The following is a 12,678-nucleotide window of genomic DNA, read 5'->3' as shown; positions in this document are numbered from 1 at the left end:
TGGCCCTGCGGCGGTTGATGCGCTTGATTGTTATCGTGGGTGCAACAGTCGACTAAGCAACTGTTTCGCTAGAGTAACAATCTGACGAGTGCAGCGGGTGGCCCTATGATGCCGATTTGATGGTGTGGGGTGCCGACTTGCGCCGAGAATGCCTTATTGGCTCTGGTGGGATTGGTGGAAAGGGAAACGACACAGGCCCGAACAGAGGTTCGGGCCTGTGGTTTTTGCAGAGTGCTTTCCTGGCGAGCTTACGCCTGTTCGGCCTCGGCCACGGGGGCAGCGCTCTCGCTGCCATTGGCGAAGCGATCGGCCCAGAGGGCAATCACGCCGTCACCGGTGACGTTGCAGGCGGTGCCGAAGCTGTCCTGTGCCAGATAGAGGGCGATCATCAGAGCAATGGAGGCTTCACCGAAGCCGAGCATGGAGGTGAGCAGACCCAGTGCCGACATCACGCCACCACCCGGTGCGCCCGGGGCGGCGATCATGATCACACCCAGCATCATGATAAAGGGCAGCATGGTGTCGATGCCCGGAATGGCCAGATGCTCGGAGAGGAACATCACCGCGGTGGCGCAGGTCACCAGGGTAATGGTGGAGCCACAGAGGTGAATGGTGGCGCACAGCGGCACGGTGAAGTTGGCGATGCCATCGCTCACCCCGTTGTTCTTGCTCGACTGCAGGGCAACCGGAATGGTGGCGGCGCTCGACATGGTCCCCAGCGCGGTGAAGTAGGCTGGCAGCATGTTCTTGATGAGCTGGGCCGGTGAACGGCCAAGGGCCAGACCGGTACCGACGAACAATACGGAGAGCCATACCCAGTGCATCAGGATGGCCATCACCAGCACCACGCCAAAGGTCTTCAGGGTGGCAAATACGGTGCCTTCCACCGTCATCTCGACAAAGACACCGGCGATGTAGAACGGCAGCAGCGGAATGATCACCTTGGCCAGCAGGCGGTCGATGATGTCACGGCCCTGATCGGCGACCCGACGCAGATCGGTGGCCTGGGTGGCGCTGATGCCGATACCGAACACGAAGGCGGCGGCTAGCGCGGACATCACGCCAAACAGCGGCGGGATCTCCAGATTGACGTAGGAGGCGAGCTTGACCGCCTCGGCGGTAGTGGGCTCGGCAGCTGTGGTCAGTTGCGGGATCAGGTGGCTTGCCACGGTAAAGGCGAACAGGCCCGCCAGAATGGTGGAGCAGTAGGAGAGGGCCACGGTTTTGCCCAGCAGCTTGCCGGAGTTCTTCGGCAGGCTGGCGATACCGCTCATGATGAAGAAGAGGATGATGAGCGGAATGGTGAAGGTAATGAGCTGACCTATGACTGTCTTGGCCGTAAACAGCACGCGCGCCACCCACTCAGGGGCGTAGAGACCGAGCAAGAGACCGGCAAGGATGCCAGCAATGAGTTTGAGGACAAGTTTCATAAGGAAATCCGGTGTTGGTTGTATTGTCTGATTTGTTATTAAATTTTGATATTAATCACACTTTCTAACACAGAATCCGCATTATGTCTGTCTTGAATGGGTTAACGCCGAGTTAAACATTGTTAATGACTGTTTTTCCCGACCGGAAAACGCCCATATTTAAACGCGCAAGATGCGGCATGGTGTATCGAACATGGTGGGCTGACAGAGGGCGTACAGGGCATCGGGGTCAGAGCCTGCGCGGGATAAAAGCGAGCGCCGTTAAGGGGTTAACCGGCGCCGCCAATCAAGCGGTCGTGCGGGTCAGCAGCAGATAACTCGACGCCGCCGCGGATTGGGCAGGCTGCTCCGCGCAGATCGCCAGCGGGATCTCATCCTCTGTGAGTTGCTCGGCCAGTTGCGCCATGGTGGCCGCGAGATCGGTTGCCACCGGCAACGCCAGTAGCGCACCCGGTTTGAGCAGGGTGGCGAGATGGCGCAGGGTGTCAGTTGCTTGCTGCCCGGCAAGGTTGGTAGGGCGACTGAGCCAGATGCCGTCATAGGGGAGCACGCTGCGCATCCCCGCGATAGGGCAGACCCGCACGGCCTGACCCGAGCGGCGCGATGCGCTGCGGGCCAGCGCCAGCTCGGGTTCGCAGGCGGTGACCCGAAAACCGCCATCCCGCAGCCAGCAGAGATCCACCCCGTCGCCGCAGTCAAGGTTGAGCAGGTGGGCGCCAGCGGCCAGCCGGGCCGTAAAGGCGGTGTGCGCCGGAGTCGGGCTGGCGGAATGGTCGTTATCGTGGGTGATGGCGTCAGTGGATGTCACAGCGATGGTCTCGGGCCGAGGCGGCTACAGGGGGCGCTACCTTAGCAAATCGGGGGCTGCGCTGGCAAAGCGGCCTGCAAGTTGGCGCAGAGGGTGAACACTAGGAATGAACCGCCGGATTGCGGGGTTGGGTCAGCATGGTGAACATGCAGTCGAGCAGGTACTCCGACTCGGCGGCCAGATCGATCCGCTCCGGAAAGTGGAGCCAGTTGATGATGTAGCCATCGAGGGTACAGTGGAGCAGAGTGGAGGCTCGCCGCAGATCCAGATTGGCGGGCAGCTGTCCGCGCCGGATGGCGTTGGTGAGGGTGGTCTCCAGATCCCGGAAGAAGTTGCTGGACTGGCTGCGGATATGTTCGCGCAGGGAGATGGCTTCCCCCTCCAGCGATTCGAGATTGAAGAGGATGGTGAACATCTGCTGGTGGGCCTGATCCCGGGTGATGCGGGTCAGCACCTCTTTGAGGAAGTCGCGCAGCTTGCCGAGGGGGTCGGGCTCCTCTTCATTGACGCAGGCGTCGAGCTGATGGGCGAGGGGTTGGCAGAGCTCCTCCCAGAGGGAGAAGAAGAGCTCCTCCTTGTTTTTGAAGTGCCAGTAGATGGCCCCGCGCGTCAGGTCAGCGGCTCTGGCAATGTCGGTCAGGCTGGTCTTGGCCAGCCCCTGGCTGCAGAAGAGATCCAGCGCCGTCTTCATGATGGTGCAGCGGGTCTGCTGTGCCTCCTCTTTGGTCCGTCTGGCCATCTGCTTCTGCGCCCCTTAATCAGCAAAAAAAGTCACTTACATACATTTATGAATGTATGTATATTGCCTCATCTTTCCGATTTTTACCAACAGGGCCCACGTGGCCCTGATTGTTCATTGACTGGCAAAGGCTCAGGTGTTTCATGCATAAACATATTCTTGCTCGTTCGGTAGGTCTTGCCCTGCTGGCAACAGGCTTGCTGGCAGGTTGTGGCGACAAGGGCGCGCCGCAGGGACAGGGGGGCATGCCTCCCGTTGCGGTTGACGTGGTGACCCTGCAGAGTGCTCCGCTCAAGTTGACCAGCGAGCTGACCGGTCGCAGCGCCCCGTTGCGGGTGGCCGAAGTGCGCCCGCAGGTGGGGGGCATCATCCTCAAGCGCCTCTTTACCGAAGGGAGCGATGTGAAGGCTGGCGATCTGCTCTATCAGATCGATCCGGCTGTCTATCAGGCTGCCGTCGCCAGTGCCAAGGCCAATCTGGCCAAGGCGCAGGCCAACGAGCAGAGCGCCCGCCTCAAGGCCAAGCGCTATCAGGAGCTGCTCAAGGTCAACTCTATCAGCCGCCAGGACTATGACGATGCCGACGCCAGCTGGAAGCAGGCGCAGGCGGAGATCATGGCGAGCAAGGCGGCCCTGCGCACCGCCGAGATCAACCTCGGTTACACCCGCATCACGGCCCCCATCAGCGGCCGCATCGGTACCTCGGCGGTGACCGAAGGGGCACTGGTGACGGCCCAGCAGGCTGACAGCCTCGCCGTCATCCAGCAGCTCGACCCCATGTATGTCGATGTGCGCCAGTCCACCGCCGATCTGCTGCGTCTCAAGCGGCTGGTGGCCGAGGGCAAGGTGGTGCAAGACGAACATAAAGGGGCCAAGGTGAGCTTCCAGTTGGAAGATGGCACTACCTATGGCGAAGAGGGCTCGCTGCAGTTCTCTGACGTTACCGTAGATGAGACCACCGGCATGGTGGCCCTGCGGGTGATTGTCCCCAACCCCACCCACTTGCTGTTGCCCGGCATGTTCATGCGCGCCACCCTGCAAGAGGGCGAGCGGGCCAAAGGGCTGCTGGTGCCGCAAACCGCGGTAACCCGCACCCCTAACGGCGGCGCTACCGTGCTGGTGGTGACCGCTGACAACAAGGTGGATCTGCGCAACGTTCAGCTGGGTCGCATCGTCGATACCAGCTGGGTGGTGGAGTCCGGCCTCAATGCCGGCGAGCGGGTGATCGTGGCCGGTTTGCAGAAAGTGCGTCCGGGGGCCGTGGTCAATCCGGCTGAACAGGCTGCGGCGCCGGCAACTGCCGCCACCCCAGCCAACAAGTAGGATGGAGTAGTCGCTTCATGGCTCGATTTTTCATAGACAGACCCATTTTTGCCTGGGTGATCGCGCTGGTGATCATGCTGGCTGGCAGCCTGGCCATCATCAAGCTGCCGGTCGCCCAGTATCCGAGCATTGCGCCGCCGGCGGTGAGCATCTCCGCCAGCTACCCGGGCGCATCTGCCAAGACGGTAGAGGACTCGGTGACCCAGATCATCGAACAGAACATGACGGGGCTGGATCACCTGCTCTACATGTCCTCCCAGTCCGACTCTGCCGGCCGGGTGTCAGTGACCCTGACCTTCCAGCCGGGGACTGATCCCGATATCGCCCAGGTGCAGGTGCAGAACAAGCTGCAACAGGCGATGTCGCTGCTGCCGCAAGAAGTTCAGCAGCAGGGCATTCGGGTGCAGAAGACCTCCAGCAGCTTCCTGATGGTGGCCGCCTTCATCTCCAGCGATGGCAGCATGAAGAACGACGACCTGGCGGATTATGTGGTCTCCAACATCAAGGAGCCGCTGAGCCGTCTGGACGGGGTAGGGGATATCACCCTGTTCGGCAGCCAGTACTCCATGCGGATCTGGCTCGACCCCAACAAGCTCAACCGGGTGCAGATGACCCCGAGTGATGTGCAGTTGGCGATCAAGGCGCAAAACGCCCAGGTAGCCTTCGGCAAACTGGGGGGAACCCCTTCGGTGGCCGATCAGCAGTTCACCGCTACCATCATGGGCCAGACCCGTCTCTCCACCGTCGAGCAGTTCAAAGACATTCTGCTGCGGGTGACTCAGGATGGCGCCAAGGTGCGGCTGAAAGATGTGGCCCGGGTCGAGCTGGCTGGCGAGAGCTATGACGCCGAGGCGCTCTACAACGGGCAGCCTACCGCGGCGGTGGCTATCAAGCTGGCGACCGGTGCCAACGCGCTGGATACCTCCGAGAAGGTGCGTGCCAAGCTCAACGAGCTGTCGGAGTACTTCCCGGCCAACATGAAGATCGTCTACCCCTACGACACCACGCCGTTTGTGAAGATCTCCATCGAGGAGGTGGTGCAGACCCTGATCGAGGCGATCTTCCTGGTGTTCTGCGTTATGTATCTGTTCCTGCAGAACTTCCGGGCGACCCTGATCCCGACTATCGCGGTGCCGGTGGTGCTGCTCGGTACCTTCGGGGTGATGGCGGCATTTGGCTTCTCCATCAACACCCTCACCATGTTCGGTATGGTGCTTGCCATCGGCCTCTTGGTGGATGACGCCATCGTGGTGGTGGAGAACGTGGAGCGCCTGATGAGCGAGGAGGATCTCTCCCCGCTTGAAGCGACCCGCAAGTCGATGACCCAGATCACCGGCGCGCTGGTGGGGATTGCGCTGGTGCTCTCCGCCGTATTCGTGCCGATGGCCTTCTTTGGCGGATCGACCGGTGCCATCTATCGCCAGTTCTCGCTGACCATCGTTTCAGCCATGACCTTGTCGGTGTTGGTGGCGCTGATCCTGACGCCGGCCCTCTGTGCCACCCTGCTCAAGCCGATGAAACACGGTGAGTTCGGTGCCCAGCGCGGCTTCTTTGGCTGGTTCAACCGCGCCTTTGATGCCGGCACCCAGCGCTACCAGCGCGGGGTGGGCAAGGTGATCAAGCAGGGCGTGCGCTACAGCCTCATCTACGGTGCCATGCTGGCGGTGCTGGCGGTGCTCTTTATGCGGATGCCTACCTCCTTCCTGCCGGAGGAGGATCAGGGGGTCATTATGTCCATGGTGCAACTGCCGGTGGGCGCGACCAAGCAGCGCACCGAGGTGGTTCTGGCGGATATGCGCGACTACTTCCTGAAAAACGAGAAGGATAACGTCGACTCCGTACTGACGGTGGCGGGCTTCAGCTTCGCCGGTAGCGGTCAGAACAGCGGTATGGCCTTTATCAAACTCAAGGACTGGAGCGAGCGCAAGAGCCCGGATCGCAGCGCCAATGCCATCATCGGCCGCGCCATGGGCTATCTGTTCAGCATCAAGGAGGCGCAAGTCTTCGCCTTTAACCTGCCTCCCATCCCGGAGCTGGGGACGGCGACCGGTTTTGACTTCTTCCTGCAGGATCGCGGCGGTATCGGCCACGAGAAGCTGATGGCGGCGCGCAACCAGCTGCTCGGCATGGCGGCGCAGGATCCCACTCTGGTGCGGGTGCGCCCGAACGGGATGGAAGATACGCCGCAGCTCGATATCAAGATCGACTACGAGAAGGCGCTGGCGCAGGGGCTCTCAATTGCGGAGATCAACAACACGCTGGCAAGCGCTTGGGGTTCTGCCTACGTCAATGACTTCATCGACCGTGGCCGGATCAAGAAGGTCTATATGCAGGCGGATGCTCCCTTCCGGATGAACCCGGAAGATCTGAAGCTCTGGTATGTGCGCAACAGCGCCGGTCAGATGGTGCCCTTCTCCGCGTTTGCCAGCACCGAGTGGAGCTTCGGCTCACCGCGTCTTGAGCGTTACAACGGCGTGCCGGCGATGGAGATCGTCGGGGAAGCGGCGCCCGGCAAGAGTACTGGTGATGCCATGGCCGCCATCGAGCAGATGGTGAAGAAGCTGCCGGAAGGGGTGGGCATCGAGTGGACCGGGCTCTCCTTCCAGGAGCGGCAGGCGGGCTCGCAGGCGCCAGCGCTCTATGCGATCTCGCTGCTGGTGGTGTTCCTCTGCCTGGCGGCCCTCTACGAGAGCTGGAGCATTCCGTTCTCGGTGATGCTGGTGGTGCCACTCGGGGTTCTGGGGGCCATTTTGGCTGCTACTCTGCGCGGGTTGGAGAACGATGTCTACTTCCAGGTCGGCCTGCTCACCACCATAGGGTTGTCGGCGAAAAACGCGATTTTGATCGTGGAATTTGCCAAAGAGCTCTATGACAAGGGGATGGGGCTGGGTGAGTCGGTGGTGGAGGCGGCGCGTCTGCGTCTGCGCCCGATCCTGATGACTTCGCTTGCCTTTATCCTCGGGGTGCTGCCGCTGGTGATCAGCTCCGGCGCCGGCGCCAGCAGCCGTAACGCCATCGGTACCGGCGTGATGGGGGGGATGATCAGTGCCACCGTGCTGGCCATATTCTTTGTCCCACTCTTCTTTGTGCTGGTGATGCGCTACTTCACTAGCCACCAGAGCAAAGAGGCGCGCATGGCTGCAGCGGTTGAGTCAAAAGGTGACTGAGCAAAAGTGTGTCCATCTGTTCTGAGCGACAGATTACAATTTGATAAAAGAGTCAGTTAAAGCTGGCTATAAAATGGGGCAACACGAGCGGTTGCCCCATTTTTTCGCCCAAAAAACGGTAACTTGGTTGTGATCTGTTCGATTTTGAAAGGTGATTCGGATGAGTTCATCAAGTGCGGTCGGTTCTCCATCGAATCTTGATTCAAAACCCTTGATGAAGGCACTTTTTGGTGTGCAGATTTGTAGAAAACGAGATAGAATCTGCCGCTTATCGGGCTGGTAGACTATGTGTCGTTTGGTTTGGTACCCCTCTTTTGGCTAAAAATGCGAGCGGGTAACACTGTTATCGACCATCAAAACATAAAAATGCTGGAGGACACGATGACCAACAGCGAACAAAATCTGGTTAAAAGCAGCAAATTGGGGGCTGTAACCCAAGGGCGGTAGCCATCGTTTTTAGCTTTTGTGGCGTTGTTGCCCAAATCGATACAGCTTGAGGGACTAACTGAGGACACGGTGATCTGATCACCAGCATCCCCTTCAAGTCTGCATCATGGGCACGTCGCTTCACCCCATCACCAATTGGCCCCAATACAACAAGTCTTTGATTAACCGTGGTTCACTCACCTTCTGGGTTGATGTCGAGGCCATGAACAACTGGTTTCACCACGACCATCATGGGCGCGGGGGCCGCAGCCAGCTCTACACTGACCAGACCATCTGCACCTTTCTGATGCTCAAGGGGATTTTTAACCTCACTCTGCAGGCCACTCAGGGACTACTTGACTCCCTGTTCGAGTTGATGAATGTGCCGTTGTGCGCACCGGACCATAGCTGTGTCAGTAAGCGGGCTCGCACGGTGGCTGTGGCTTATCGACAGCCCCCAAAGGGACGCATCACCGACTTGGTTATCGACTCAACCGGGCTGAAGGTGTTTGGTGAAGGCGAGTGGAAGGTCAGAAAACACGGCGCCGAGAAACGGCGAGTCTGGCGCAAGTTGCATCTGGCGGTAGACCCGGTGACCCACAATATCGTGGCGGCGGAAGTCTCACTGGAAAATGTCCATGATGCCGAGGTATTGCCCACCTTGCTCAACCCTGTGCGGCGCAAACTGGGGCATGTTTATGCGGATGGCGCCTATGACAGCAAAGCCAGCCATCAGCTTATCTTGCGCAAAGGGGCAACAGCCTGTATCCCGCCTCGCAAAAGCGCGGGGTTATGGAAAAAAGGACACGCAAAAAATGACGCGGTGCTGGTGATGCACAAGGAAGGACTGGCGCACTGGAAGAAGATATCGGGGTATCACCGTCGCTCACTGGCAGAGACGGCGATGTATCGGTTCAAGCAGTTGCTGGCGGGGAAAATCAGCCTGCGTAACTACAACGGCCAAGTGGGAGAAGTCATGGCGTATGTAAGCGCCATCAACAAACTGAATACCCTTGGCCTACCAGTCAGAAAGCCCCGAGTGTAATGGTCACTAGGAGCTGGGGAAATCATGACTTGCTGTCTGATTTGGGCAACAACGTCGACTTCGACCTGTGGAGCATTGCCGGCTCCAATGTCAGGGCATCCAAAAATGCTGCTGGAGCGCGTAAAAAAACACTCAGTTAAATCAAGCTCTTGGTCGATCACGTGGCGGTTTTGGCAGCAAAATTCACTTGGTCACAGATGGTAATGGTTTGCCGCTGTGATCTGCCTTTCGCCGGGGCAATCAGCGGAAATCAGATATGCGACAAGGCGTTGGCCATGGCAAGGATACCGACCTCATCAGGCCGTCATCGCATGAGGGCAATGCATCTTACCGCAGATAAGGCCTATAGCAGCAGGGCTATGCGGGCCGAACTCCGGCGCAGAAGGATAAAAGCGGTCATCCCGCAACGTAGCGAACAGCCGCGGCACCATAAGGGGCGTGCACTGGTATTAGACAAAGCTCGTTATCGCAGGAGAAATGTGGTCGAGCGGTGTTTCAGATGGCTGAAGAAGTTACGCCGATTCTCAACGAGGTATGAAAAGCTGGCGGTAAGCTTTGCAGCTTTTATCAAGCAGGCTTTCTGCCGTCGTTACTTGCGGGAACTATTGGTGGACAGAAAACCAGCATTTTGAGAACGCAGCCTAGCGTCTACTGGAACGGGCTGGGCGAGGTGCGCAAGGCGACCTTCCGCTTACATAACATCTCCACCAAAGATGTGTATGGCGATCTGAATCGTCCCCAGTTTCCTAGACACCTCACAAAGAGAGCGCAGCATCATGGCTGCATTGAGTCAAGAGAATATAATGTGTTGGCAGCAGGCGCACTGGCGAGCCAGTGCGCCTGATTGGTCAAGCCTGAAAACCATTGGTGTAGCCGTTTCATATCGTATTGAATAAAGAAAACCATACTCGAGATGCGCTATTTCATCAGTTCAAAAGGTGCTGGGACGTGATGAATTAGCCCAAGCAGAACGAGGGGTCTGTGCGATAAAAACTCAGGGCGAGAGCATGAGTTACTGGCATGTTAAGCAAAAAACTTTAACCACTGTCATCCCAAGGTGCTATTACATTCCCTACTCGTATTTTTTACAGGTGGGTGCTGAATATGCGATGCCAAATTTGTTCAGCATTGGCCTAGTCACCTATCTCGTCATGAAAAACAACAAAAATCAACTCATGCTCTCGCTCTGCACCATAATCTAAGTATCACTGAAGACTGTGTGTTCAAATTTTAAAAAATACAAATAGGTGTTTAAGTTGTTAATTAAAAATAGTATATATAATCTATTAGGTTTAGGGTTGCCATTACTGGTTGCTATTTATGCCATTCCTGTATTGATTCAACAGTTAGGAGTAGACCAGTTTGGCATATTGACCATGATCTGGGCTATTGTGAGCTATTTTGGTTTATTTGATTTTGGCTTGGGTCGGGCTTTAACACAGAAGCTGTCGTTTTATATAGGTAGTAATCAATCTGATCGAATATCACCACTTGTCGTTACGACCATTACTTTTCTTTCTATAACTGGAGTTTTAGCTGGGGTGATTCTTCTTCTATCAGCCCCTTTATTTTATAAAATTGAAACAAAAGTATCAGAGAGTTTATTGTTTTCAACTTTGTCAGCAATGTCAATAGCAATGCCCGCCGTCATTTTAACAGCCTGCTTCAGAGGAATACTTGAATCTTTAGGTAAATTTAAAATAATTAATGTTATTAGGCTTCCAATGGGCATATTTACCTTTGTTGGGCCATTAGCTTCTATCTATTTTTTTGGGCCTGATATTAGTAGTGTTGCTTGGATTCTAGTTATTGGCCGCTATATTTCCCTGCTTGCTCATATAATATATGCCAATAAGTATATAAAACTTGATTATTATCTTAGTAATATTAATATGGCAGAGTTAAGTCTACTCCTTCGCCTAGGGGGGTGGATGACAATAAGCAATGTTGTGAGCCCCCTTATGAGTTACATTGATAGATTTTTGATAGGTGCATCGATATCAACAGCATCGGTGTCATACTATGTTACACCGCAAGAACTTTTAACTAAACTTGCAATTATTCCAACATCAGTAACCTCAGTTTTGTTCCCATCATTAGCTGAAAACATTGAGAACAAAACTAAAAAATATCAGCTCTATTATAAATCCATATTAGGCATTGTGTTTATTGTTCTGCCACTAACTATTATTATATTTATTTTTTCAAAGGATATATTGACTTTGTGGATAAATGAGGATTTTTCTAATAATAGTTTTGAGATACTTCAAATTCTTTCGGTAGGGATGTTGTTTACATGTGTTGCACAAGTGCCATTTACATTAATCCAAAGTCAAGGATATGCACAATATACAGCAAAGCTGCACCTGATAGAATTTCCAATTTATGTTTTATTAATATTTATCGCAGCAGAAAGCTGGGGGGCTGTAGGGGTCGCGGTCGCATGGTCTTTGAGAAACTTTATTGATACTATTTTACTTTTTTATCTTGAAAGAAAAATTCGTTAAATGAAATTTCTGAACCAAAATATTATTTACCTCCCATTTCTTCTTATATTTTTAGGGGAGCTAAAGGTGCCTGTCGGAGGAAGTACATTCTCACTTCCACTTTCTTTTATTACTACCCCATTTTTAATTTCTGGTGTTATCGCAAATAAGAAATACATTGTAGATAAATTGTGTTTGATATTTTCTTTTATAGCCTTATTAGGTTTCGCCTCGATTCTTTATAATCCCGTAGCTGAATTTTCTCGTGGGCTTGTTGGAATGCTGCCTGTTATTTATATGATTATGATGCTATTTTCTTACGCTCAAGTTAATCTTGATGAAGAAGTTGCATTGAAATATTTAACAGTAGGTGTAATGCTATTATCTATTCAAATATATATTGATTTTATTCATGCGCAACTTAGTGATGGTGATTACTATGAAAAGAAATTATTTATTGAAACTTGGCTTGGTCGTTCCAATTTTTTGGCAGCTTTTTTGATTTTCTCATTAGGTTTAATAAAGAGAAATGTTTTTGTATTCGTGTTTATCTCCATGGCTGTGTTTGCCACAATGTCGCGTGGAGGTGCATTGATTATGTTAGTAATGTATCTCATAATGGCACTATACTATATTAATCACAAAGCTAGCATGACCGTAAAATACTTTATTTTTATCGTGTTCTGTTTAGTGTCATTAGTTTTTATTTTTATTATAATATCACACATTGATTTTTTTAAATCGTTTGACTTCAGATCTGTTTTTAATCGGTTTGATTTATGGCTTTTTTCAATCGAATTATACAGTGACAACCTCGCTCTTGGAATAGGACCTAATTCATTTAGAACCTATGTAGAAAGTACACATGGCATAGAGGATGTATGGGGCACTCATAACTCTATATTGCAAATTTTATTGAATTATGGTTTTTTAGGTTGCGTGTTTTACCTTTATTTTTTCTATAAAATATGGGAAAAGGCTAGTAAAGGAAATTACTCCTTCTTGACCAGCATTAGGCTGAAGTCGATGCTCATCTCTATTTTTTTATTCTCTCTATTTGAACCATTGATTGGTTCGGGTTCATTTGAGGTCTTGTTGGTGTTAGGTTATTTAATTATCCGTGAGCGAGAGCGGAAAAAAACGTTTTATCCAGACGTGGTTTATGTTCAATAACTACTCAGAATAGTACTGCTTCTACTATGTATCATACTGCTTGAGTTTAGCCAGATATAGAAGCTATGGTTGGATATGATAT

Annotated in this window: 8 protein-coding genes and 1 pseudogene; 6 read left to right on the top strand and 3 right to left on the bottom strand. The window is 53.5% G+C overall.

Annotation, left to right across the window (positions count from 1 at the left end):
- Positions 1-248: 248 nt before the first annotated feature.
- The 3 genes from BS300_RS07600 to BS300_RS07590 form a co-directional block, all read right to left on the bottom strand.
- Positions 249-1,430: a dicarboxylate/amino acid:cation symporter gene (locus tag BS300_RS07600; RefSeq protein ID WP_041208319.1), complete on the bottom strand. Its 1,182-nt coding sequence runs from the start codon at positions 1,428-1,430 to the stop codon at positions 249-251.
- A 286-nt stretch (positions 1,431-1,716) separates the two neighbouring features.
- Positions 1,717-2,238, bottom strand: coding sequence for a hypothetical protein (locus tag BS300_RS07595; protein ID WP_143241735.1), 522 nt, complete (start codon positions 2,236-2,238; stop codon positions 1,717-1,719).
- Between the two features lie 100 nt (positions 2,239-2,338).
- Positions 2,339-2,977: a TetR family transcriptional regulator gene (locus BS300_RS07590; RefSeq protein WP_071911888.1), complete on the bottom strand. Its 639-nt coding sequence runs from the start codon at positions 2,975-2,977 to the stop codon at positions 2,339-2,341.
- 143 nt (positions 2,978-3,120) lie between these two features.
- Between BS300_RS07590 and BS300_RS07585 the strand changes: the two genes are divergently transcribed.
- The 6 genes and pseudogenes from BS300_RS07585 (at position 3,121) to BS300_RS07555 (ending at position 12,596) form a co-directional block, all read left to right on the top strand.
- Positions 3,121-4,299 (top strand): efflux RND transporter periplasmic adaptor subunit, encoded by a 1,179-nt coding sequence (locus tag BS300_RS07585; RefSeq protein ID WP_071911886.1) that lies wholly within the window; start codon positions 3,121-3,123, stop codon positions 4,297-4,299.
- A gap of 17 nt (positions 4,300-4,316) precedes the next feature.
- A complete protein-coding gene (locus BS300_RS07580; protein WP_071911884.1) occupies positions 4,317-7,466 on the top strand; it encodes an efflux RND transporter permease subunit in 3,150 nt (1,049 codons plus the stop codon).
- Between the two features lie 553 nt (positions 7,467-8,019).
- The gene (locus BS300_RS07575) at positions 8,020-8,937 is read left to right on the top strand and encodes an IS5 family transposase (RefSeq protein ID WP_071911882.1); all 918 of its coding nucleotides are present in this window, start codon (positions 8,020-8,022) and stop codon (positions 8,935-8,937) included.
- A gap of 53 nt (positions 8,938-8,990) precedes the next feature.
- Positions 8,991-9,569, top strand: a pseudogene (locus BS300_RS07570) (IS5 family transposase); the annotation flags it as partial.
- Positions 9,570-10,193: 624 nt separating this feature from the next.
- On the top strand, positions 10,194-11,444 hold the full coding sequence (locus BS300_RS07560) for a flippase (RefSeq protein ID WP_071911878.1): 1,251 nt from the start codon (positions 10,194-10,196) through the stop codon (positions 11,442-11,444).
- A complete protein-coding gene (locus tag BS300_RS07555) occupies positions 11,445-12,596 on the top strand; it encodes an O-antigen ligase family protein (protein WP_071911876.1) in 1,152 nt (383 codons plus the stop codon). It begins immediately after the preceding gene.
- The last annotated feature ends 82 nt before the right edge of the window (positions 12,597-12,678 follow it).

Origin of the sequence: Aeromonas sp. SCS5 (genome assembly GCF_001887375.1) — a bacterium.
In the GTDB taxonomy this organism is placed as follows: domain Bacteria; phylum Pseudomonadota; class Gammaproteobacteria; order Enterobacterales; family Aeromonadaceae; genus Aeromonas; species Aeromonas jandaei.
The sequence above is the reverse complement of the archived record's forward strand: the minus strand, read 5'-3'. Positions and strand labels throughout refer to the sequence as shown.

Coding starts and splice junctions, on each gene's coding strand:
- BS300_RS07600 (WP_041208319.1), bottom strand. CDS start 1,430: ATGAAACTTGTCCTCAAACTCATTGCTGGCATCCTTGCCGGTCTCTTG.
- BS300_RS07590 (WP_071911888.1), bottom strand. CDS start 2,977: ATGGCCAGACGGACCAAAGAGGAGGCACAGCAGACCCGCTGCACCATC.
- BS300_RS07585 (WP_071911886.1), top strand. CDS start 3,121: ATGCATAAACATATTCTTGCTCGTTCGGTAGGTCTTGCCCTGCTGGCA.
- BS300_RS07580 (WP_071911884.1), top strand. CDS start 4,317: ATGGCTCGATTTTTCATAGACAGACCCATTTTTGCCTGGGTGATCGCG.
- BS300_RS07575 (WP_071911882.1), top strand. CDS start 8,020: ATGGGCACGTCGCTTCACCCCATCACCAATTGGCCCCAATACAACAAG.
- BS300_RS07555 (WP_071911876.1), top strand. CDS start 11,445: ATGAAATTTCTGAACCAAAATATTATTTACCTCCCATTTCTTCTTATA.